The 19741-nt window shown below is 58.4% G+C and carries 28 protein-coding genes, 1 tRNA gene and 1 pseudogene; 23 read left to right on the top strand and 7 right to left on the bottom strand.

What is annotated here, in order from left to right:
* The coding region (murJ, locus tag RRB22_01365; GenBank protein ID MDT8383043.1) for a murein biosynthesis integral membrane protein MurJ at nt 1–1422 on the bottom strand (1422 nt) is incomplete at its 3' end.
* A gap of 249 nt (nt 1423–1671) precedes the next feature.
* On the opposite strand from murJ, the gene rpsT reads away from it, so the two are divergent.
* A complete protein-coding gene (gene rpsT, locus RRB22_01360; protein MDT8383042.1) occupies nt 1672–1932 on the top strand; it encodes a 30S ribosomal protein S20 in 261 nt (86 codons plus the stop codon).
* 93 nt (nt 1933–2025) lie between these two features.
* On the opposite strand, the gene proB is transcribed toward rpsT, so the two are convergent.
* The 4 genes from proB to rplU all read right to left on the bottom strand — a co-directional run bounded on the left by proB (nt 2026) and on the right by rplU (nt 5181).
* The gene (gene proB, locus RRB22_01355; GenBank protein MDT8383041.1) at nt 2026–3144 is read right to left on the bottom strand and encodes a glutamate 5-kinase; all 1119 of its coding nucleotides are present in this window, start codon (nt 3142–3144) and stop codon (nt 2026–2028) included.
* A gap of 130 nt (nt 3145–3274) precedes the next feature.
* The gene (cgtA, locus tag RRB22_01350) at nt 3275–4369 is read right to left on the bottom strand and encodes an Obg family GTPase CgtA (protein ID MDT8383040.1); all 1095 of its coding nucleotides are present in this window, start codon (nt 4367–4369) and stop codon (nt 3275–3277) included.
* 177 nt (nt 4370–4546) lie between these two features.
* Entirely contained in the window at nt 4547–4804 is a 258-nt protein-coding gene (gene rpmA, locus RRB22_01345; GenBank protein ID MDT8383039.1) for a 50S ribosomal protein L27, read from the bottom strand.
* Nucleotides 4805–4869: 65 nt separating this feature from the next.
* Nucleotides 4870–5181, bottom strand: coding sequence for a 50S ribosomal protein L21 (rplU, locus tag RRB22_01340; protein ID MDT8383038.1), 312 nt, complete (start codon nt 5179–5181; stop codon nt 4870–4872).
* A gap of 356 nt (nt 5182–5537) precedes the next feature.
* Here rplU and ispB point away from each other — a divergent pair, with 356 nt between their 5' ends.
* Nucleotides 5538–6512 (top strand): octaprenyl diphosphate synthase, encoded by a 975-nt coding sequence (gene ispB, locus RRB22_01335; protein ID MDT8383037.1) that lies wholly within the window; start codon nt 5538–5540, stop codon nt 6510–6512.
* Between the two features lie 91 nt (nt 6513–6603).
* Nucleotides 6604–6680: transfer RNA gene (locus RRB22_01330), tRNA-Pro, on the top strand.
* A gap of 531 nt (nt 6681–7211) precedes the next feature.
* On the opposite strand, the gene RRB22_01325 is transcribed toward RRB22_01330, so the two are convergent.
* Together RRB22_01325 and RRB22_01320 are read right to left on the bottom strand one after the other, a co-directional pair.
* The gene (locus tag RRB22_01325) at nt 7212–7574 is read right to left on the bottom strand and encodes a hypothetical protein (protein MDT8383036.1); all 363 of its coding nucleotides are present in this window, start codon (nt 7572–7574) and stop codon (nt 7212–7214) included.
* A gap of 13 nt (nt 7575–7587) precedes the next feature.
* Nucleotides 7588–8064, bottom strand: coding sequence for a helix-turn-helix domain-containing protein (locus tag RRB22_01320; GenBank protein ID MDT8383035.1), 477 nt, complete (start codon nt 8062–8064; stop codon nt 7588–7590).
* A gap of 108 nt (nt 8065–8172) precedes the next feature.
* Here RRB22_01320 and RRB22_01315 point away from each other — a divergent pair, with 108 nt between their 5' ends.
* The 20 genes and pseudogenes from RRB22_01315 (at nt 8173) to RRB22_01220 (ending at nt 19725) form a co-directional block, all read left to right on the top strand.
* Nucleotides 8173–8517: a helix-turn-helix transcriptional regulator gene (locus RRB22_01315; GenBank protein ID MDT8383034.1), complete on the top strand. Its 345-nt coding sequence runs from the start codon at nt 8173–8175 to the stop codon at nt 8515–8517.
* Nucleotides 8518–8637: 120 nt separating this feature from the next.
* Nucleotides 8638–9120: a hypothetical protein gene (locus tag RRB22_01310; protein ID MDT8383033.1), complete on the top strand. Its 483-nt coding sequence runs from the start codon at nt 8638–8640 to the stop codon at nt 9118–9120.
* Nucleotides 9117–11249: a transposase domain-containing protein gene (locus RRB22_01305; protein ID MDT8383032.1), complete on the top strand. Its 2133-nt coding sequence runs from the start codon at nt 9117–9119 to the stop codon at nt 11247–11249. Before RRB22_01310 ends, RRB22_01305 begins: the two co-directional genes overlap by 4 nt.
* Before the next feature lie 87 nt (nt 11250–11336).
* A complete protein-coding gene (locus tag RRB22_01300) occupies nt 11337–12074 on the top strand; it encodes an AAA family ATPase (protein ID MDT8383031.1) in 738 nt (245 codons plus the stop codon).
* Nucleotides 12074–12730, top strand: coding sequence for a hypothetical protein (locus tag RRB22_01295; protein MDT8383030.1), 657 nt, complete (start codon nt 12074–12076; stop codon nt 12728–12730). Before RRB22_01300 ends, RRB22_01295 begins: the two co-directional genes overlap by 1 nt.
* Nucleotides 12723–13094: a transcriptional regulator gene (locus RRB22_01290; protein MDT8383029.1), complete on the top strand. Its 372-nt coding sequence runs from the start codon at nt 12723–12725 to the stop codon at nt 13092–13094. The genes RRB22_01295 and RRB22_01290 overlap by 8 nt, the downstream gene beginning before the upstream one ends.
* Nucleotides 13091–13369: a hypothetical protein gene (locus RRB22_01285; GenBank protein ID MDT8383028.1), complete on the top strand. Its 279-nt coding sequence runs from the start codon at nt 13091–13093 to the stop codon at nt 13367–13369. Before RRB22_01290 ends, RRB22_01285 begins: the two co-directional genes overlap by 4 nt.
* A 166-nt stretch (nt 13370–13535) precedes the next feature.
* On the top strand, nt 13536–13874 hold the full coding sequence (locus RRB22_01280; protein ID MDT8383027.1) for a hypothetical protein: 339 nt from the start codon (nt 13536–13538) through the stop codon (nt 13872–13874).
* A 16-nt stretch (nt 13875–13890) separates the two neighbouring features.
* Complete coding sequence (locus RRB22_01275; protein MDT8383026.1) at nt 13891–14427, top strand: hypothetical protein; 537 nt, start codon at nt 13891–13893, stop codon at nt 14425–14427.
* 233 nt (nt 14428–14660) lie between these two features.
* Nucleotides 14661–14831: a DUF1737 domain-containing protein gene (locus RRB22_01270; protein ID MDT8383025.1), complete on the top strand. Its 171-nt coding sequence runs from the start codon at nt 14661–14663 to the stop codon at nt 14829–14831.
* Nucleotides 14828–15262, top strand: a complete 435-nt coding sequence (locus RRB22_01265; protein ID MDT8383024.1) for a hypothetical protein — start codon at nt 14828–14830, stop codon at nt 15260–15262. The genes RRB22_01270 and RRB22_01265 overlap by 4 nt, the downstream gene beginning before the upstream one ends.
* 12 nt (nt 15263–15274) lie before the next feature.
* The gene (locus tag RRB22_01260; GenBank protein ID MDT8383023.1) at nt 15275–15541 is read left to right on the top strand and encodes a hypothetical protein; all 267 of its coding nucleotides are present in this window, start codon (nt 15275–15277) and stop codon (nt 15539–15541) included.
* Between the two features lie 105 nt (nt 15542–15646).
* A pseudogene (locus RRB22_01255) lies at nt 15647–15973 on the top strand (phage protein GemA/Gp16 family protein).
* Nucleotides 15973–16695, top strand: coding sequence for a hypothetical protein (locus tag RRB22_01250; GenBank protein MDT8383022.1), 723 nt, complete (start codon nt 15973–15975; stop codon nt 16693–16695). The pseudogene RRB22_01255 and the gene RRB22_01250 overlap by 1 nt, the downstream one beginning before the upstream one ends.
* The gene (locus RRB22_01245; protein ID MDT8383021.1) at nt 16692–17081 is read left to right on the top strand and encodes a Mor transcription activator family protein; all 390 of its coding nucleotides are present in this window, start codon (nt 16692–16694) and stop codon (nt 17079–17081) included. The genes RRB22_01250 and RRB22_01245 overlap by 4 nt, the downstream gene beginning before the upstream one ends.
* A gap of 109 nt (nt 17082–17190) precedes the next feature.
* Complete coding sequence (locus RRB22_01240; GenBank protein MDT8383020.1) at nt 17191–17694, top strand: D-Ala-D-Ala carboxypeptidase family metallohydrolase; 504 nt, start codon at nt 17191–17193, stop codon at nt 17692–17694.
* Nucleotides 17691–18269 (top strand): 3TM-type holin, encoded by a 579-nt coding sequence (locus tag RRB22_01235; protein MDT8383019.1) that lies wholly within the window; start codon nt 17691–17693, stop codon nt 18267–18269. Before RRB22_01240 ends, RRB22_01235 begins: the two co-directional genes overlap by 4 nt.
* A complete protein-coding gene (locus RRB22_01230) occupies nt 18262–18495 on the top strand; it encodes a TraR/DksA C4-type zinc finger protein (GenBank protein ID MDT8383018.1) in 234 nt (77 codons plus the stop codon). The genes RRB22_01235 and RRB22_01230 overlap by 8 nt, the downstream gene beginning before the upstream one ends.
* Nucleotides 18492–18887, top strand: a complete 396-nt coding sequence (locus tag RRB22_01225; GenBank protein ID MDT8383017.1) for a hypothetical protein — start codon at nt 18492–18494, stop codon at nt 18885–18887. Before RRB22_01230 ends, RRB22_01225 begins: the two co-directional genes overlap by 4 nt.
* On the top strand, nt 18868–19725 hold the full coding sequence (locus RRB22_01220; GenBank protein ID MDT8383016.1) for a DUF3486 family protein: 858 nt from the start codon (nt 18868–18870) through the stop codon (nt 19723–19725). The genes RRB22_01225 and RRB22_01220 overlap by 20 nt, the downstream gene beginning before the upstream one ends.
* Nucleotides 19726–19741 lie beyond the last annotated feature (16 nt).

The raw sequence follows: 19741 nt of genomic DNA, 5'->3' as shown, positions 1-19741 counted from the left end.
GTCCCCCACCCCCCACCACAACAGTCCCGCCATCGCCGCACTCGCCAGCAACACGCGCAGGGCCAGCAGGCCCCAGCCGGGCAACAGCTGTAACACCCCCTCCCGCCGCAGCCCCCGAAACAGCAGCCCGGCATTGATGAACGCCGAACAGGCGGTGGCCAGCGCCAGGCCGCTGTGTGGACCCTCGATACCGAACAGCACCATCGGCACCACAAAGGCGACGTTCAGCCCCATGTTGATAAGCATGGCGATGATGCCGATACGCACCGGCGTGCGGGTGTCCTGGCGGGCATAAAAGCCCGGCGCCAGCACCTTCACGCCGATGAAACCCAGCAGACCCAGCGAGTAGGCCATGAGGCTGAGGCGCGCCATGTCCACATCCTGGAGATCGAAGGCGCCGTAGTGAAACAGGGTGATGAGGATCGGCCCCGACAGAACCAACAGGCCCACGGTCGCCGGCGCACCGATCAGCAGCACCCAGCGTAGCGCCCAGTCGAGGGTGCGGGAGAAGTCCTGCGGATTGGCCGCGGCGTGTTTCTGCGACAGACTGGGGAGGATCACCGTGGCCAGGGCGATGCCAAACACGCCCAGCGGGAATTCCACCAGACGATCCGAGTAATACAGCCAGGAGACGCTGCCCGCCACCAGAAACGAGGCGATCACGGTATCGAGCAGCAGATTGATCTGCGCCACGGAGGAGCCAAAGATGGCCGGCAGCATCAGCCGACCGATACGCCGCACGCCCTCGTCGCGCATGCCCCAGCGTGGCCAGACCAGCAGGCCGAGGCGTTTGAGGAAGGGCAACTGGAATAATAGCTGCACGATACCGGCGATAAACACACCCCAGGCCAGCGCCAGCACCGGCCGCTCAAAATAGGGCGCGGCCCACAGGGCGGCGGCGATCAGCACCAGGTTGAGAAACACCGGCGTAAAGGCCGCCACCGCAAACCGGCCAAAGCTGTTGAGTATGCTGCCGGACAGCGCCACCAGTGAAATAAACAGCAGATACGGGAAGGTGATGCGCAGCATCTCGGCGGTAAGATCAAAACGCTCTGGCTGGTCGATGAAACCGGGCGCAAACAGCATCACCAGCGCCGGGGCGGCGACCGCGGCCAACACGGTCAGCACAAACAGAATGCCACCGAGGGTGCCGGCAACGTTCTGCACCAGGTTGCGCACCTCGGCCTCGCTGCGCCGGGTTTTGTATTCAGTCAGCACCGGCACAAAGGCCTGGGCGAACGCCCCTTCGGCAAACAGGCGACGCAGAAAATTGGGGATCTTGAAAGCCACAAAGAAGGCATCGGTGTTGCCGCCGGCGCCGAGCACATTGGCAAACACCACGTCCCGCGCCAGACCCAGCACCCGTGACAGGGTGGTCATAACACTGACAAGTCCGGTGGATTTCAGCAGACGGCGGCTCATGGGGCGAAGCTCTTCATCGATATTCTTATGGTCATTTTTTTAGGTTGATGAAAAGGCGTCATCTTACCCGTCCCGGCCGCCAGCCCAAAATATACCCTTTGCGCCCAATTCAGGCCCGGCAAACGGTTGACAAACAGGACATAAAAACGCATATTATGCGCCCTCTTCGGTGTTGGGCTGACGCCCTGGATCGAGGCATGGATCAAGACAACGCACACACGCATATTTAACGATAGATGGAGTAAGACTTTGGCCAATTCAGCACAAGCCAGAAAACGCGCCCGCCAGGCGGAAAAGAATCGCCAGCTCAATACCAGCCAGCGCGCCGCCTTCCGTACCGCCGTGAAAAAGGTGGTTTACGCCATCGACGCCGGCGAAAAAGACAAGGCCGAAGCCCTCTACAAGGACGCCGTACCTCTCATCGATCGTGTTTCCGGCAAGGGCCTGATCAGCGCCAACAAGGGCGCCCGGCATAAGAGCCGCCTGAACACCCGCATCCGCGCGATGTAAGGCAGCAAGCACCCGATACCACTCGATACAAAAAGGCCGGTCATCTGACCGGCCTTTTTTGTGCCCGTAACATTGAGTTGGTGTCTTCGCCCGCTAGCACAACACCAGGTTATCCCGGTGAATCAACTCCGGTTCATCCACATAACCCAGCGCCGCCTCCAGCTCGGCAGACGGCAGGCCGCTGATCTTTTTGGCCTCAGCGGCGCTGTAATTCACCAGTCCACGGGCCACTTCGCTACCGCCCTGATCCACACAGGCCACCACATCACCGCGCCTGAAATCACCGCTCACCGCGGTCACCCCCACCGGTAACAGGCTGCGGCCCGATTCACGCAACACCTTCACCGCGCCATCATCCAGCACCAGCTGGCCACGCAACTGTAGATGCCCCGCCAGCCACTGTTTGCGCGCGGCCTGCGCGGCCTGTTCGGCGGATAACAAGGTGCCAATACTCTTACCCGCCAGCACCGCGGCCAGCACATCGGGCTCATGCCCATAGGCGATCACCGTGGCGGCGCCGGAACGCGCCGCCAGGCGCGCCGCCCGCAATTTGGTGAGCATACCGCCCCGACCCAGCGCGCCCGCCTCACCGACCAACGCCTCCAGGGTGCGGTCATTGGCACTGGCGGTATCGATGAGCCTGGCGTCGGCGTGGCGGCGGGGATCCCGATCAAACAGCCCGGCCTGATCGGTGAGGATGATCAGGCAGTCCGCCTCCAGCAGGTTGGCCACCAGCGCCGCCAGGGTGTCGTTGTCGCCAAAGCGGATCTCATCGGTGACCACGGTGTCATTTTCGTTGACCACCGGCACCACGCCGAGCCCCAGCAGGGCGCGCAGGGTGCTACGGGCATTGAGATAGCGCTGGCGATCCGAGAGGTCTTCATGGGTCAGCAACACCTGGGCGGTATGGATAGCGTGCCGCTGGAAACAGGATTCGTAGGCCTGCACCAGCCCCATCTGGCCCACGGCCGCCGCCGCCTGCTGCTCGAACAGCGCCTTGGGGCGGTTCTGCCAACCCAGACGCATCATGCCCTCGGCCACCGCGCCACTGGAGACCAGCACCACCTCGATGCCCCTGGCACGCAGACCGGCGATCTGCGCTACCCAGCCGGCAATGGCCTCACGATCCAGCCCCTGGCCATTGGCGGTCAGCAGCGCGCTACCGATTTTGACCACACAGCGTCGGGTTTGGGTGAGATCGGCTCGTTTCATGGGGGTTGTCAACGTCAGCGGCTGGTCGTCAATGATGAGGTCGTGGTTGGCTGTGATGGCTTGTGATGAGTTATGGATCAGTTATGGATAATAGCGGTCGCTGGCGATGACCGTCATCCGTTTTTCCGCCTTACTGTAGCGTGCTGATGTCGACGCCACCCATACCCGTCTCTCCATCCGCCTCGGTGCGCGCATGCTCTTCCAGATAATTGAGGATATCGTACATCAGGGCCTGGGTGCCTTCGCGCTGGGCCGCCGAGATACGATACACCCGATCAGCCTCACCGATCTGCCCCGCCAGGGCGGCCTCGATGGCATCACAACGGGCATCACGCTCGTCCGCCGGCAACAGATCCAGCTTGTTCAACACCAGCCAGCGATCACGGGAGACCAGCTCACGCCCCTCTCGCGCGTCACTATACTTGCCCAGCTCATTGATGATGGTGCGCACGTCATCTGCCGGATTGTGGCCATCCGGCGGCGCCACATCCACCAGATGCAGTAACAAGCGGGTGCGCGACAGGTGCTTGAGGAACTGGATACCCAGCCCAACGCCCTCGGCCGCGCCCTCGATCACACCGGGGATGTCGGCGATCACAAAACTGCGGTGCGGCGCGGGACTCACCACACCCAGATTGGGATGCAGCGTGGTAAAGGGGTAGTCCGCCACCTTGGGGCGCGCATTGGAGACCACCGTGATCAGGGTCGACTTGCCCGCATTGGGCAGACCCAGCAGACCCACATCGGCCAACACATTCAATTCGAGATCGAGATCACGCACCTCGCCCGGCGTGCCCAGCGAACTCTGCCGTGGCGAACGGTTGGTGCTGCTCTTATAGCGCGCATTACCCAGACCATGGAAGCCGCCCTTGGCCACCAGCAGGCGTTGGCCCACCTCCACCACATCGCCGATCTCTTCCCCGGTATCCGCGTCACGCACCACGGTACCCACCGGCACCCTGACAATCAGGTCATCACCAGACCGGCCGGTGCAGTCCGAACCCATACCCTTTCTGCCCTGCTCGGCACGATAACTGCGCTGAAAGCGGAAGTCCGCCAGCGTATTCAGGCCGGCGTCACCTTCCAGATAGACGCTGCCGCCATCACCGCCATCACCGCCATCGGGCCCACCCTTAGGGATGTATTTTTCGCGACGAAAACTCACGCAGCCGTTACCACCATCACCGGCAGCGACCTTAATTCGGGCTTCATCAACAAATTTCATAGCGCTACACAGTAAAGAGAAAAGAGAAAAGAGAAAAGCAAAACAAACAATCGTTGAAACGTCTGTTATTTATTCTTTTCTCTTTTCTCTTTTATCTGCCTTTAAATTATCTGCCTTAAAATAAAAAAAGCCCCGATCAACGGGGCCTTTCCGTGATCCGTTTAACCATCACAGTGTCTATGCGGATACCACACTGACGAAAGAGCGATTTTTGGGCCCCTTCACTTCAAACGTCACCTTGCCGTCAGCGGTTGCAAACAGGGTGTGATCCCTACCGCAGCCCACGTTGGTTCCGGGGTGAAAGCGGGTGCCGCGCTGACGCACGATGATGCTACCTGCCTTGACCGCTTCGCCACCGAAGCGTTTAACGCCCAAGCGTTTGGATTCTGAATCGCGGCCGTTGCGAGTACTACCGGCTGCCTTTTTATGTGCCATGGTGAATTCCTCTGTACTTACTTATCAACTGTACCCTAATCAACTGTACCCGGAACCAAATGCCCTTAGGCCTTGATACCCGTAATCTGTAAATCGGTATAGCTCTGGCGATGGCCCATCTGTTTACGATGGTGCTTACGACGACGGAACTTGATGATCTCGACCTTCTTGCCACGGCCGTGCGCCACGATCGTTGCCGTGACCATACCACCCGCCACCAGCGGCGAGCCCACGTTCACGTTTTCGCCATCAACAACCATCAGCACCTGGTCAAGTTCGACGGTCGCGCCTTCGTCGGCGGCGATTTTCTCGACCCGAACTGTCGCGCCTTCTGAAACCTTGTATTGCTTGCCACCGGTTTTAATTACCGCGTACATGGCCGTATTCTCCAAAATAAATTACCAGACTAAAAATGCGTTTTTAATGTTGCTCTTCCAAACGTTCTACGAATAAAACGTCCTGCGTCAAGTAAAGCCACATTCGAAATAAATTCGCTTTGCTACGCGTTTAACTTCACACTCGCCAGGCGGGAAATCCCGGACAGATCTGACACGTACCGACAAGGGCCGCGAATTTTAGCGTTTACACCACGGCGCGTCAAACCCATAATGCCTATCTTTATCTATCATGATGCGAATACACACCCAAACCACGGCCTGCTGATGCCTAGACACGTCTGATTATGCCCGATTACGCCCTTAACGACCTCGCCAAACAGCCCAGCCTCACGCCCATGCCGCACACCATTGATGCGGTAAATCTGCTCGTGGCCGATGACATGGCCGCTGTTAACCGATTGATTAAAAAGCGTTTACAGTCCGAGGTGGCGCTGGTCAACCAGATCAGCGGTTACATCATCGACAGTGGCGGCAAGCGGCTGCGGCCAGTGCTGGTGCTGCTTTCGGCACGGGCATTCGGCTATGCGGGCGACCAGCACTTCAATCTGGCCGCCATCGTGGAATTTATCCACACCGCCACGCTATTGCACGATGACGTGGTGGACGCCTCCGACCGACGCCGGGGCCAGGAGACGGCCAACGCCCTGTGGGGCAATGAGGCGGCCGTGCTGGTGGGTGACTTTCTCTATTCCCGCGCCTTCCAGATGATGGTGGACGCCCAACGCATGCGGGTGATGGAAATCCTGGCCCATGCCACCAACGTCATCGCCGAAGGCGAGGTGCTGCAACTGCTCAATTGCAACGACCCCGACACCACCGAGCAACGCTACCTTGACGTCATCCACTGCAAGACCGCCAAGCTATTCGAGGCCGCCGCGCAGCTGGGAGCCGTACTCCGCGACGCGCCCCCTGAACAGGAACAGGCCATGGCACGCTACGGCATGCATCTGGGGACCGCGTTTCAGCTGGTGGATGATGTGCTGGACTACAGCGCCTCATCCGAGGAAATGGGCAAAAATGTCGGCGACGACCTTGCCGAGGGCAAACCGACCCTGCCGCTGATTCGCGCCATGCGCCAGGGCACAGCCGAGCAAACCGCGCTGATTCGCAACGCCATTGAAAGCGGTGGTCGCGACCATATCAGCGAGGTCATGAGCGCCATTGAATCGACCGATGCCATCGCGTACACTGCGCGCAAAGCACGGGAGGAGGCCGATCTGGCCATCCAGCAGCTGCAACATATCCCGGCTTCCAAATATGCTGACGCCCTGAAAACCCTCGCCGATTTCTCCGTCAGCCGCACCTACTAGCCAGCAGAATATAGCCAGTAGAATAGTTAGTAGAATAGCCAATACCCGCTATCAGGACGGCTCATAAAACCTGATTACCACTAGATTGATTCGGCGTGTAGCGCAGCCTGGTAGCGCACATCCTTCGGGAGGATGGGGTCGGAGGTTCGAATCCTCTCACGCCGACCACTTACTACTATTCCCGAACCCTGCATTTCGTTGCGCCTGACCACGCCGACCGCGTTTAACGCCCTCGACTATATTCCGGCTGTTAGCCGACTCTTACTATGCGAAATATACGGGACTGGCCGGGAAGAAGGTGGATCGGGCGGGAAGGCGTTGAAAACCGGGGCTTACAGGCCGATTTAAAGCCCCGGTTAACGATTTGTTAAAAATGCGAAAAATTGCGGAATGTACTGACCGCGACACTTAATTTGCGAATGCAATTATTCTTCGGCTGCCGCAGGGCTCGATAAGTCTCGCTGGCAGTTGGGGCAGACTGTGGCATCTTCTCGGATCCTGCTTTTACAATGGGGGCAGTCGACCCTCGATGGTCCCGCAAAAAACGCAAAAAGAAGCCCGAAAGGGCCGAATAGAATCCCCATAATAAACCACAGAAATCCGCTCCCCCCTTTGCTTGATGCTATTAATGCGGCCCCAACACCACACAGAATCCAAAATATCAGCCATTCCATGACAATCTCCTTTTGTTGTTGTTGTTTAAGGCGTGAAATCCAGACGATTATTTTCAAATAGCTTTATTGCTTGGCGTTTAAGGGACTCCAGGGAATCTCCATCCGATTGTATCACTATGGTCTTGGACGCATGCGCTTCCTGCCCAACATGCAGCGCCAGATACGCAAATATTGCGATGATTATGATAAATACGGCCGCCTGTAAATTTATGGATTTTCCTGAATGATCGTGATTGCCGACATAAATATTACCGCAGCTGATATTCACTGAATTATCCGCAATTTTTGATTCTCTGCGTTGCTTTGTCGTATCTTTTTTACCGTCAGAAACTTCCTTTAGTATTTGTTTTAACTGATCTTTTTTGCATCCTTCATTGACCATATCCACTGCTTACCACTCCTCAAGATACCAGCTTTAAATATCTAGCCACGTCTGCTTTTTTCGGCATCCGGCGACCCTCTAGTGCTTCCTCATACAGTAATCGGTACAAAACTGCTTTTTTTGAGGGGTCAATTGTGACTTCCGCATCTTGAATCCAGCCTTCAACCTCTTTGATCAGCTCCTCCAGGACGTCCAGGTCTTTCTCATTCACCCGTGACTGATCTTCCGGGTGCATAGCGCCTTCGCCGCTTGCCAGCCACACCAATGACACGTCTGTAGCCTTAGCAATAGCAACTAACGCCGGTCGTGGTGGCTCTCCACCTCTCAGGTATGCGCGAAATGTGCCTTCTGGAATGCCGCATATGCGCGAAAACCCGCGCACGCTATTGTGCCCCATAGCCTGTTTTAACCTTTCAACAAAGGCGTCAGATTCTTTATCGGGAATCTGACCGTCGGTCATTTTCTTTTTTGTTGCGTCAGATTCGCTGTAAGTCATTGTTATATCGCCATTTTGTTATTTGGTGCGTGGAAATTCGTTAAAAAAAGAATCTGACGCGTCATATTCCGTTGACATGCGTGAAATCACGCGCTACATTTCATCCCCATGAGTAAACAAACACTTTCAAAAAAACCAGCCTCTTTGGACTGGCACAAGGCGGACATAAAGGCCGCCCTGGAAAAAGCCGGGTGGAGCCTGCGCCGTCTGAGTCTTCATCACGGTTACAAATCGCCATCGACACTCAAGCATGCGTTGAGCCGACCCTGGCCAAAGGCCGAACGCCTGATCGCAGCCGCCCTTGGTGTTGCTCCACAACTGATCTGGCCCACGCGCTACAACGACCAGGGGCAGCCTGACCGGGGCAAGGCCAAAAAATCTAACGGTTGTTTGGGTGGAAAGTGTACCCCAACGAAGCCTGCGCGGAATAGTGCGCAGAGAGAGGCCGCATGATGCTCCTGTATTCATTTGCTGGCTCCTTGCCGTGTTGTTTAAAGCCTAGACGAGGACATGTTGTCCTGGCTACGGCAGCCCAGGGCTTTATTTGGACGAACGCCCCAGGAGGTGATTCCAATGGCTAAGCGGCGCTGGAAAGGGGTGCAGGCCAGCAGCCAGCAGCATGCAATCCGCCTTTGTCTGGACTATGCCCAGCAAAAGCAAAATCTATCCGTCCCCCGGGTGGCCGACCTGATCGGCACGACCGAATGGGCCGTCTACAAGTGGCTTTCCAACGGCTATCTGCCCAGCAATAAAATCCGCCCCTTCGAGCACGCCTGCGGCTGCACTTTTGTGACCCAATACATCGCTGCCAGCGCCCACAAACTGGTGGTGGATATCCCCAAGGGCGCCAAGGTCGATGACGCCAGCGTGCTCGGCCTGCAGACCAGCTTTAACGACGCCATAAACCTGCTGGCGAGATTCTACAAAGACAGTGCCGATGCCGACGAAACCATCTCGGCACTCACCAGTGTGATGAGCCAGATCGCCGGTCATCGGGAGAACGTCAGCAAGACCCTGGCGCCTGAGCTTGGCCTGTTTGAAGAGGCCGAGGAATGAGCGAAAACCGCTACTACGATGTTGCCATACTCGCCGGGTTGCCGGGGATGCCGGAAACCGAGAGTGGCGTCATACGACGAGCCAAACGGGGCGCGTGGGAGTCTCAAAAAAAGCCCAAGGGAAAGGGTGATGTGTATGCATTTGACGACCTGCCCATTGAAACCCAGGCCGCACTACTCAAGCGCGAAGTGCCGAGTACACAGACAATAAAAACCCCGGAAATTGGCACCGAGTTCACCTACGACGCCGAAGGCCTATGGACGCACTTTGACAAAAAAACGCAGAAGCAAAAAGACCGCGCCAACGACCGTTTGAAGGCCATTCTTTCAGCGCTCGCGTTGATTGAGCACGGCACACCCAAGACACAGGCATGGGCAGCGGTCGCCGCCGCCAACAACACCAACAAATCCACACTCTATGGCTGGTACAACGGCCGCAACGGCACGCCCGGCGTAAGACATTATGCGCGCGCCGATTGGCTGGCCGCCCTGGTGCCCGGATTCACCGGCCGCCTCACCGCCGCCAGCTTCAGCGAAGAGGCATGGGAGGTCTTCAAGGCCGATTACCTGCGAGAAGAACAGCCCGGTGCCGCTGCCTGTTATGAGCGCTTGAAACGCACCGCCAAAGCGCATGGCTGGACAATCCCTTGCCTGCGCACCGTCGAGCGTAGGATCAGCAAAGAAATCCCCCGCACCATGCTGGTGTTGTTGCGCGAGGGCGAGTCCGCCCTGGTGAAGATGTTCCCGGCACAGCAGCGCAGCGTGCGCGACATTCAAGCCCTGCAATGGATCAATGGCGACGGCTATCAACACAACGTCTTTGTGAAATGGCCCGACGGCACCATTGCCCGACCCAAGACCTGGTTCTGGCAGGACATCCGCAGCCGCAAATATTTAAGTTACCGCACTGACCAAACCGAAAACACCGACATGCTGCGCCTGAGCTTTGGCGACCTGGTCGAACAGTACGGCATCCCCGAACACGCCACCATCGATAACACCCGCGCCGCCGCCAACAAATGGATGACGGGCGGCGTGCCCAACCGGTACCGGTTTAAGGTCAAAGCGGACGACCCGCTCGGCATCATGCCCATGCTCGGCGTGCAGGTGCACTGGACATCGGTCATCGCCGGCAAAGGTCACGGCCAGGCAAAACCGGTCGAGCGTTCCTTTGGTGTCGGCGGCATGGGCGAATACGTCGACAAACACCCTGCCTTTGCAGGCGCGTTTACCGGCGACAACCCGATGGCCAAGCCTGCCAACTATGGCGATAAGGCTGTGCCACTTGAAACCTTCATGAGAGTGCTGGCAGACGAGGTCGCCGCCTGGAATGCGCGCGAAGGCCGCCGCACCGAAATCTGCGACGGCACGCTGAGCTTTGACCAGGCGTTCGCGGAAAGCTACCAGCGCGCCACCATTCGCAAGGCCACCGCAGAACAGCGTCGGCTCTGGTTGATGGCGGCCGAAAGTATCAGGGTCGCTGAAGATGGCAGCCTCACGCTCGATGCAGGCAAGGCCTACGGCATGGGCAAAAATCGCTACCACGCCGACGCACTCTACGAATTCGTCGGCAAGAAAATTGTTGTGCGGTTCGATCCGCAGCAGCTCCATGAAACCATCCACGCCTACACCCTGGATGGCCGCTATATCGCCGAAGCCGCTTGCGTTACTGCCACCGGCTTTGGCGATACCGAAGCCGCCCGAGAGCACAACCGTGCCCGCCGTGAAATGGTGAAAGCCACCAAGATCGCCGCCAAGGCCGAGCAACGGATGGACGCCATCGAAGTTGCCAGCATGCTGCCTACAACCGCTGCCTCCGGCACTCCACAGGCCAAGGTTGTGCGTCAGTTTCGACCTGCCACACATCATTCAAACCAGCCGCAGCGCCGCGAGCTTACGGCGGCAGAGCGCAAGGCCATCGAAGCGCTCACCAGCGAACCCGTCGTGCACGAAATGCCCGAGCAACCGCGCCAGCGCTATCAGCGATGGGTGCAGCTGGATAAAGGCATCAAGGCAGGAAACGAATTCACCGAACAAGACCGCACATGGCACACCCGGTATCAGCAGACACCGGAATACCGCGCACAGCGCGCGGTCGCAGAAGATTTTGGGCTGGCTCAAGAGGCCTAAAAAAAGAAACCCGCTGTGGGAGCAGCGGGCGTGTACTTAACGAACGATTAAAACAAAAAACAAAAAACAACTACTGGAGGAACAAGCATGGATCAACACAGCCCACCCGTCAACACCGTCGCACCGCTGGCCAACGTCGCCATTTGCGTTGCCGCACTGGAGCGCGCCATGACGCGAGCCCACCATCTGCCCGGCATGGTCTGTTTTTCAGGCCCCAGCGGCTGGGGAAAAAGCACGGCCGCCGCGTACACCGCCAACCGGTACCGGGCCTACTACCTGCAGTGCATGAGTGCCTGGTCAAAAAAATCGTTTATGGAAAATCTGCTCAGAGAACTGGGCATCAAAGCCGCGCGCACGATCAGCGACATGATCCTGCAGGCCGGCGAAGAGCTGGCCCTGTCCGGTCGGCCGCTGATCATCGACGAGATGCAGTACATGGCTGATAAGAAGGCCGTCGAAATCGTGCAGGACCTGTATGAGGCCAGCGGCGGCGCACCCATGTTACTGATCGGCGAAGAGCAGCTGCCCAGCAAGCTGCGCAAGTGGGAGCGCTTCCACAACCGGATGCTGGACTGGGTGTTGGCCCAGCCCGCCGACCTGGAAGACGCCAAGGCCCTGCGCAGCCTGTACGTCAAGAAGATCACCATCGCCGATGACCTGATGGCCAAGGTTGCCGATGAAGCGCGCGGCTCGGTGCGTCGCATCTGCGTCAATCTCGATCGCATCGAGCAGGAGGCGCTGGCCTTCGGCACGGACCATATGGATCTCGCCGCCTGGGGATCCCGCCAACTGTTCACCGGCGAAGCGCCGCGCAGGAGAGTGTAATGGCCGCCACCAAAAACAAGCGCCAGCCCGTGCACCACAAACTGCGACACGGTCACATCACTGACCGCGACGCCGTCTGGGCCGCGATTCGGGAGCTGTGTGAATTTGGCATCAGCGACATCGAGGACAAGACCCGCGTCGCCACCGGCACCATCAAGACCTACGTGGTCGGGCTGGCCAAGGCCGGCTACCTGACTCGCATCGAAGGACTTCAGCGCGAAAAGAATGCGAAGGGAAAATTCATCGAGAGCCGCTGGTGTCTGGCGCGTGACGTCGGCGCCGATACCCCGCGAGTCACGCGCGACGGCAAGGAGGTAACGCAGGGCAAGGTGCGCGAAAACCTGTGGCGCACGCTGCGCATCATTGCCGACTTCACCGCCCGCGAGCTGGCCAGCACGGCATCGACGGAAGAGACGCCAGTGAAGTTCTCCGACGCGAAAGACTACATCAAGTACCTGCACAAGGCCGGCTACCTGGTGCTGGTCCAGCCGGCGAAGCCTGGCCACAAGCCCGGCACCGGCGCACAGGCCCGCTACCGCTTCCTCAAGAGCCGTTACACCGGCCCACGGCCGCCGATGGTGCAACGCATCAGGCAGGTGTTCGACCCCAACCTGGGCGAAGTGGTATGGCCCAAAGAGGACACCGCAAATGATTAAAAAAACGACCGTAGAAAAAACACGCGAGGCGTGGGGTCCGTCACTACCCGACTGGGTACAGCTGATGGCCGAGAACTGCGACCAGACATCCCAGGCAAGTTTCGCCACCAGGATCGGTTACTCGCCCGCCGTAGTGAACACCGTCCTGGGCTGCAAATACAAGGGCGATATTGGCGCCGTTAAACAGGCCGTTGAAGGGGCGTTAATGCACGCCACTGTGCAATGCCCCGTGTACGGCGACCTCGAAGGCCACCACTGTCTCGAATACCAGCGCCGCAAGTTTGCCGCCACCAACCCCACGCGCGTCAGGCTATTCCGCGCCTGCCGCGACTGCACCAACAACCGAACCGGGAGAAATGTATGAGACCACGCATCGAGCACCCAGCCGCCAGCATCGGCGTGCAGAACAAGCACGCCCTGGACACCTTAAGCCTCGCCTACAGCTGCGCACTACGCCTGGCGGAAGACGGCTTCACCGTACTCAGGGCTGTCATCGAAAACCACAAGCCAGTGATCTGGATCCAGCCAGAACAGCGATGCGCATCGCTGGGCGGCGGTGAATACAAGTGGAACAACCGCGAATCCACCATGCAGGCCGACGTTAACGGCTGCCGCGTGCAGTGGACCGTTGTGCACTAACCCGACAACACCCGACGACCCAAAAAAGGAGAGCAGCATGGAAACCGCACTTAGCTTTGCCACCGGCGCCATTGCCACCCTCATCGCTGTCGCGATTTGGCTGTACAACGCCATGAAAGAACCCAAGTAAAGAGCCACGGTAGTGATCAACCACAAGGAGTCTGCAATGTTCGCAACTGATGACGTACTGCAAGCACTGGCCCGCCACATCGGCCAAAAGAACGGTGCACGGGCCGATGTACTGGTGTCGGAGATCACCGGCCAACCAGGCCCCGACATGGCCGGCCAGCGGATGCTGCGCGCCCACATCACCACATTGCGAATGAGCGGCCATCACATCTGCGCCCACCCCTGCGACGGCTACTTCATGGCGGACACCCCTGAAGAATTGGAACAGACCTGTGAGTTCCTGTACGGCCGCGCGATGACCGGCCTGCAGCAGATCGCCCGGATGAAAAACATATCGCTGCCCGACCTGCGCGGCCAGCTGCACCTGCCAACCTAGCCACCAAGGAAACACCATGTCCCTCGCTGAAATCGAAACACTCACCCGCGACTATGCCGAATCGCGCGCGTATCTCACTGGCATCATCACCGCGCTGCATGAAGAGCTGGAGCGCATCAAGCATCCGGTGCTGCCGGTCATCCGGGAGGGTGTCGGCCAGTCTGCCGAGGCCCACGCAAAACTAAAGGCGGCGCTTGAATCAAGTCCCGAGCTGTTCATCAAACCCCGCACGCTCACGATCGCCGGTATCCGTATCGGCTACATGAAGCAGCGGGGAAAGGTGGTGATCGCGGATGACGAGGCCGTGATCAAGCGCATGCGCGCCCTGCTGCCAAAGAACCAGGCAGACCTAATGATCACGGTAAAAGAAAGCGTGCATAAGCCCTCGGTGTCGGACCTCACCGCCGCCGATCTGAAGCGCCTGGGCATCAGCATCACCGCCGACGAAGACATCGTCACCATCAAGCCCGTGGATGACGAGGTGGACAAGCTGGTGAACGCCCTGCTTGCCGAGGCCGAGAAAGATACCCGGCAGACGGACAGCGCCGCCTGAACACGGAGAGCGCCCAGCTGGCGGTGGCGGGTAACACCAGCAGTCGAGGCGCGACAGCCTCTATCGCGTGACTCGACCGACTGGCCCACGAGACGGGCTTAACAATTTACAGCCCTAACGCGATGCAGCTATCGCCCAGGGTGCGACACCTGCACAAAGCCTTGCACATAATCGGGGCCAGTGGTGTGACAGCTCGGAGAGTACGGCACCAATTTAAACAGAAGGAACGCCTCATGGAATATTTTATTGTTACCGCCGACGATGCCGAATTGCTGGAATATGCCGTCAATGAGCGCATAAAAAATGGCTGGGTGCCGCAGGGCGGCGTCTCGTGCTCACTGAGTGAAAATCAGCACGTCGAAACACTCTATGCCCAGGCCGTGGTGAAGAAGGAAAACAAATGAGCAAGCTGACCAAACAGCAGTGGCAAGAGGTCGAGGAAAGACTGAAGCAGTTTTTTAGCCCGGTCTACCTCAACTGCGATGGCTACAAAGTGACATTGGTGCTGGAGCGTGTCGATCAATTCAATAACGCCATTCGGCTCTACGTTGACGGAGTCTTTAGGGGTAAATGGCTCCTTAAGAAGGATGACGCATGGTGCGAAGAAGCAAGGCGGTTTCTTCCGTTGCGCACAAAGGCGAGGTACTCCGAAAAAGAAAAGAAACAATTGATCAGAGTTTTTGGAAAGAAGGACGCCCGAGAAAAATTCAACATCGACGGCCGTATCGAAGGGAGGCAAATCTTCTGGAAAGCCTTCGGTCCGCTCAAGCGCCACTTCATTGCCAACAATGAAACCATCGAGCTCGTTACCGACGAGCAGACAACAACTAGCTGAGGATGTATTGATATGTGTGATTGCAGATCGGTTCTTGAAAAAAAGCTTTTGCAGCGAGTGCAGAATGCCAATCCGGAAGCAACCGGAATCAATATTGGTTTAGGTGGGTATGTCTATGTGATTGGTGGGTCTGTTGGCATGAAGCCCTCGCTCCCTATTGAGGGAAGTTTCGATCTGCCGACAAAAAGCGGAGGCACAAAAACCAAGAGAATTAAGGAAAGAATGATTGCCAGCTATTGCCCATTCTGCGGCGAGTCGTTGATAGGTGAGGTCGCATAACGGCGTAATGCAATGAGCACTAAAGCCCCCTACAAATCACGCACCATCGAGCTGGCAAAGATCCACCTGGCTGCCAAGCAGCTGGGTATGTAGGATGACGCCTATCGCGACATGCTGTGGGTGATTGCCCGCGTTCGCTCCGCGAAAGATCTGGACGAAACCGGGCGTAAAATGGTGATTAACCACCTGACGAAATGCGGCGCCGTGTTCACCCAGCAGCGGCGCACGCGCCCCGCCAAAGACAAGAAGAAGATGGTGAAAAAGGTCCGCGCCATGCTGGCCGAAGTGCAGCGGCCTGACGCCTACGCCGATGGCATGGCAAAAAATATGTTCGGCATCGAGCGCTTTGAGTGGCTGGAGTATGGGCAGCTGCATCGCCTGGTCGCGGCGCTGGTGTTTGATGCCGCCCGGCACGGCAGGAGAACAGAGTAATGCAGCTCAACCGTTGCCCCATTTGCCATTCGCGAATTGACCTCGTTGCGCTGTGCCAGGATGAATCCGGCCGAGAGCTGCTCGCCACGCTGTCCCAGCTCGACACGCTGTCCGGCACGGCGCTGGTCTGTTACCTCGGCCTGTTCCGGCCCGCTACCCGCGACCTGGCCAATGACCGCGCCCTGCGCCTGATGCGCGAAGCAATGGCCCTGCACACCGAGCCGGCCGTACTCGCCGCAGCGATGCACGAGAGCGTGCAATCCATGCGCAGCAAACAGGACGCAGGGGCATTCAAGCCACTCACCAATCATAACTACCTGAAGCGCGTGCTGGAGACCGTTTCAGTGACTGCACTAGCCCTGCCTGCCAGCGGGCAGGGGCTTGCACATAGTCCCACCAGGCCGCCCTCAAAAACGGCACAGGCCATCGAGGCGCTGCAACACTACCCAACCCCCGAAGGTGTGCCCGAATGGTTTACGCGCACCGTGTGCGGCTCACTGGCCGAGCTGGTGATGATGTCGATGGAAGGCATGCCCGCGTACGACACCCTGACCCTGCAGGCCGAGCGATGGCTGCGCGAGCTATGGCCCAAGCGTGACTGGCAGCAGCGCTGCCGGTTCCGTGGCGCCAAACGTCTGCGCGACGCCTTTACCACCGCCGCCGACACGAAGGAGCGCTGGCCCTCCGTGCGTGATGTGCTGAGCCAGGTGCCGAAAGAATGAAACTGTCTAGCGCATCCATCGACTGCCTCCCGGCCTCAGTCCAGGACCTGGTCGAGGTCATCGGCCTGGCTGCCGCCCTGGTCATCGTCGAAGAGCGTGGTGGCATTCGCCTGTGCGTGCCGACGCGGGTACGGCACGACCACTGGCTGATGGACGGAATCGGTGCGCAAGCCTTTAACAACCTGGTCGACATGTACGCCGGCGAAGAGATCGAGATCCCCCGTTGCCATGCCGCCATGCGCGCGCTCCGAGAGCAGGAAATTGTCAATGCGGGCGAATCTAATTCTCAGCTTGCACGTCGTTACGGTTACACCGAGCGCGGCATTCGCAAGCTCAAGCGTCGCGTCGGTGACAAGGCGCCGGATGACCAGCAGGAATTGTTTTAAACTATTGCCCACTATTGCGCCTTGCTGTAATGTAAAAAGCACCCCTTAAGCATTCCCCCGGTACCCGTTCCCCCGTCCATCCCCGGCCCCATGCCCCTAGTCTGTAGGCATGAGCCGCATACAGCTAACCAACAATTTTTATCTCGACGAATTCACCCGCTCTGATGTGGCGGCGCGCCACGGCATTGTCATTGACGTGCAGATCAATGACGCGGTTTACCTGAACCTGCTGCGCCTGTGCATCAACGTACTGCAACCCCTGCGAGAGGCCCTGGGGCCGGTGCACATACTGAGCGGCGTGCGTCCCGTGCAGCTCAATACCCTGATTGGCGGATCAAAGACATCGCAACACATCTCCGGCTGCGCTGCGGACATTGTTGTCACCGGCCACACGCCGTTAGAAGTTGCGCGCTGGATCTATTACTCGTGCCTGTATGACCAGGTGATCCATGAGTTCGGCCAGTGGACGCATGTGTCAACCTCTGCTGCCGTGGTGTTCGATCGCGCGCAACCCCTCACCGCCATCAAACAACCCCGCCTGTTACGCAAACCGAAAACGGTCTATGTGCCCGGTCTATTGAGCATGGAAGACGCACTGAGGATGATCGCATGATATCTATCGCCGCTGTATTGGGGCTCGCTGAATACGTCCCCGGACTGGTCCGTCTGCTGGGTGGAAAAAAGGCCGCCGATGTGGCCGACAAGGCGCTGGAGGTTGCCCAGGAGATTACCGGCATCGGCGATGTCAACACCGCCATCGACGCCATCAAGAAAGACCCCGAGCTACGGATCAAATTCCAGAACGCCATCACGCCAATGGTGGTGGCCGAGCTGGAGGCCGACACCAAACGGCTGGAATCCGTCAACGCCACCATGCGGGCAGAGAGCCAAAGCGGTGACAAGTTTACTAGCCGCTGGCGCCCGTTCTTCGGTTATATCGTCGCCATCACCTGGGGCATGCAAATGCTGGCCATCAGCATTGTCATTGTCTGGCATCCTAAAGAAGCCGCTGGCCTGATCGCCGCGATGGCCAGCCTGTCAGTGATCTGGGGTGTCGCATTATCCGTGCTCGGCATCTCCGTGCATAAGCGCAGCCAGGACAAGGCCATTGCCGCCGGCCAGGCATTGCCGATCGGCATCGCCGGCGCACTGGCGCAGCGCATCACCGGGAATAAAACCAATGGATGATCTGGACCGCGCCAAAGAGCTGGAGATGGAGCATCGCCAGCGATCGATCGATGCCGCGCTGTCAGCGCCAGACAAAGGCCAGGGCGAGCAACAGCGGATCGATACTCGCGGACGGGTTATCTGCATCGATTGCACCGACATTATTCCCAAGGAAAGACTCAAAGCCAGGCCGGATGCCGTGCGCTGTATTTACTGCAAACAGGACTGGGAGAGAAAGCACAAATGATCGACTGGAACACCGTAGGCGTCGTGGTCGCCATCGCCGGCTCGGTTGCCGGTCTGCTGAAGTATGTCTTCTACCTGCTCGACAAACACAAGGAGAGTATCGACGAGCGGTTCAGCGAGCACCACAACAAGATCGAAAAGAACAGTACGGATATCCGGACCAACGAGAAAAAGATCAACGATACCCGCGACGAGATCCATAAGGATTACGTGCGCGAGGACACCTACAGAAACGACCTGCAGAACATGACCAAGGTGGCCAGCGACAACTTCAAGGCCATGTTCAAAAAGATGGATGCCGTCGCCAAAGACCTGAACCAGCTCATCGGCGCACACAACGGAAAAGTCAAAAGCGATATAGAACGCCAGACCAATGAAAACGAACAACGATAATCTTGATCGGCTGCGCTGCCTGCGCATCCTCCAGGCGCTGCACCGCTCTTATCCGGATCCGCAAGGCGAGATCGCCGTGCTTAACGCCCTGCAAACGGACCCCGAGCTATCGCCCACCATTGAGCGCGTGCGTCGCTCATTGTCTACCCTGGGAGAAAAAGGCCTTGTTGAATTGCTGCGCGTGGATAATTCTGATTGGATGGCAGGCCGTGTCACCAGCCTGGGCATGGCCTTCCTCGCCGCCGAAAATACCAATGGTGTGGAGGGCGTCTACCATCCATCCGAAAAACCCGAGCCCGACACCACCGGCCTGCACGGACGCAATTCCAGCATCACCTCGCTGCCGTCGGAGGTCAAAGCATGGCTTGACCAGGAGCTGGTGCGCCGGCGCTTCACCGGCTATATCGACCTGGCCGTACTACTCGAAGGCCAGGGCTATGAAATCAGCAAGAGCGCCATCGGCCGCTACGGCAAGAAATTCAAAGAGGAGCAGAAGCAGCTAAGGCAATCTATTGAAATGGCCAAGGCCTTTGCCGAGGTAGTGGGTGATGACGGCGCCGCTATGAACCAGACCCTCACCGCCCTGGCGCAGCAGGAACTGATGTCGGTGATACGCAACGGCGAATACGATGAAGACATCAAGCTGCCGGCGCTCATCCGCAGCATTGCCAGCCTCAACCGCTCGGACGTCAACACCCGCAAGTTTCAGATCGAGCAGGCCGCCCGCCACAAGGCGCTGGACGAAGCCGCCGACGCCGTAGAGATTGCCGCCCAGCAGCAGGGCCTCACCAAGGACCAGGCGCAGTTCTGGCGCCAGCAAGTGCTGGGTGTGAAGTGATGAGCGATGTAGCACG

Source organism: Gammaproteobacteria bacterium, assembly GCA_032250735.1.
Taxonomy (GTDB): Bacteria; Pseudomonadota; Gammaproteobacteria; order SZUA-152; family SZUA-152; genus SZUA-152.
This window is presented reverse-complemented; position numbering and strand designations above follow the sequence as displayed.

Coding starts and splice junctions, on each gene's coding strand:
- RRB22_01270 (MDT8383025.1), top strand. CDS start 14,661: ATGGAATATTTTATTGTTACCGCCGACGATGCCGAATTGCTGGAATAT.
- RRB22_01260 (MDT8383023.1), top strand. CDS start 15,275: ATGTGTGATTGCAGATCGGTTCTTGAAAAAAAGCTTTTGCAGCGAGTG.
- rplU (MDT8383038.1), bottom strand. CDS start 5,181: ATGTACGCGGTAATTAAAACCGGTGGCAAGCAATACAAGGTTTCAGAA.
- RRB22_01275 (MDT8383026.1), top strand. CDS start 13,891: ATGTCCCTCGCTGAAATCGAAACACTCACCCGCGACTATGCCGAATCG.
- RRB22_01315 (MDT8383034.1), top strand. CDS start 8,173: ATGAGTAAACAAACACTTTCAAAAAAACCAGCCTCTTTGGACTGGCAC.
- RRB22_01285 (MDT8383028.1), top strand. CDS start 13,091: ATGAGACCACGCATCGAGCACCCAGCCGCCAGCATCGGCGTGCAGAAC.
- RRB22_01245 (MDT8383021.1), top strand. CDS start 16,692: ATGAAACTGTCTAGCGCATCCATCGACTGCCTCCCGGCCTCAGTCCAG.
- RRB22_01295 (MDT8383030.1), top strand. CDS start 12,074: ATGGCCGCCACCAAAAACAAGCGCCAGCCCGTGCACCACAAACTGCGA.
- RRB22_01300 (MDT8383031.1), top strand. CDS start 11,337: ATGGATCAACACAGCCCACCCGTCAACACCGTCGCACCGCTGGCCAAC.
- RRB22_01225 (MDT8383017.1), top strand. CDS start 18,492: ATGATCGACTGGAACACCGTAGGCGTCGTGGTCGCCATCGCCGGCTCG.
- RRB22_01240 (MDT8383020.1), top strand. CDS start 17,191: ATGAGCCGCATACAGCTAACCAACAATTTTTATCTCGACGAATTCACC.
- proB (MDT8383041.1), bottom strand. CDS start 3,144: ATGAAACGAGCCGATCTCACCCAAACCCGACGCTGTGTGGTCAAAATC.
- RRB22_01305 (MDT8383032.1), top strand. CDS start 9,117: ATGAGCGAAAACCGCTACTACGATGTTGCCATACTCGCCGGGTTGCCG.
- RRB22_01230 (MDT8383018.1), top strand. CDS start 18,262: ATGGATGATCTGGACCGCGCCAAAGAGCTGGAGATGGAGCATCGCCAG.
- RRB22_01265 (MDT8383024.1), top strand. CDS start 14,828: ATGAGCAAGCTGACCAAACAGCAGTGGCAAGAGGTCGAGGAAAGACTG.
- RRB22_01250 (MDT8383022.1), top strand. CDS start 15,973: ATGCAGCTCAACCGTTGCCCCATTTGCCATTCGCGAATTGACCTCGTT.
- RRB22_01280 (MDT8383027.1), top strand. CDS start 13,536: ATGTTCGCAACTGATGACGTACTGCAAGCACTGGCCCGCCACATCGGC.
- cgtA (MDT8383040.1), bottom strand. CDS start 4,369: ATGAAATTTGTTGATGAAGCCCGAATTAAGGTCGCTGCCGGTGATGGT.
- ispB (MDT8383037.1), top strand. CDS start 5,538: ATGCCGCACACCATTGATGCGGTAAATCTGCTCGTGGCCGATGACATG.
- rpmA (MDT8383039.1), bottom strand. CDS start 4,804: ATGGCACATAAAAAGGCAGCCGGTAGTACTCGCAACGGCCGCGATTCA.
- RRB22_01235 (MDT8383019.1), top strand. CDS start 17,691: ATGATATCTATCGCCGCTGTATTGGGGCTCGCTGAATACGTCCCCGGA.
- RRB22_01320 (MDT8383035.1), bottom strand. CDS start 8,064: ATGACTTACAGCGAATCTGACGCAACAAAAAAGAAAATGACCGACGGT.
- RRB22_01220 (MDT8383016.1), top strand. CDS start 18,868: ATGAAAACGAACAACGATAATCTTGATCGGCTGCGCTGCCTGCGCATC.
- RRB22_01290 (MDT8383029.1), top strand. CDS start 12,723: ATGATTAAAAAAACGACCGTAGAAAAAACACGCGAGGCGTGGGGTCCG.
- RRB22_01310 (MDT8383033.1), top strand. CDS start 8,638: ATGGCTAAGCGGCGCTGGAAAGGGGTGCAGGCCAGCAGCCAGCAGCAT.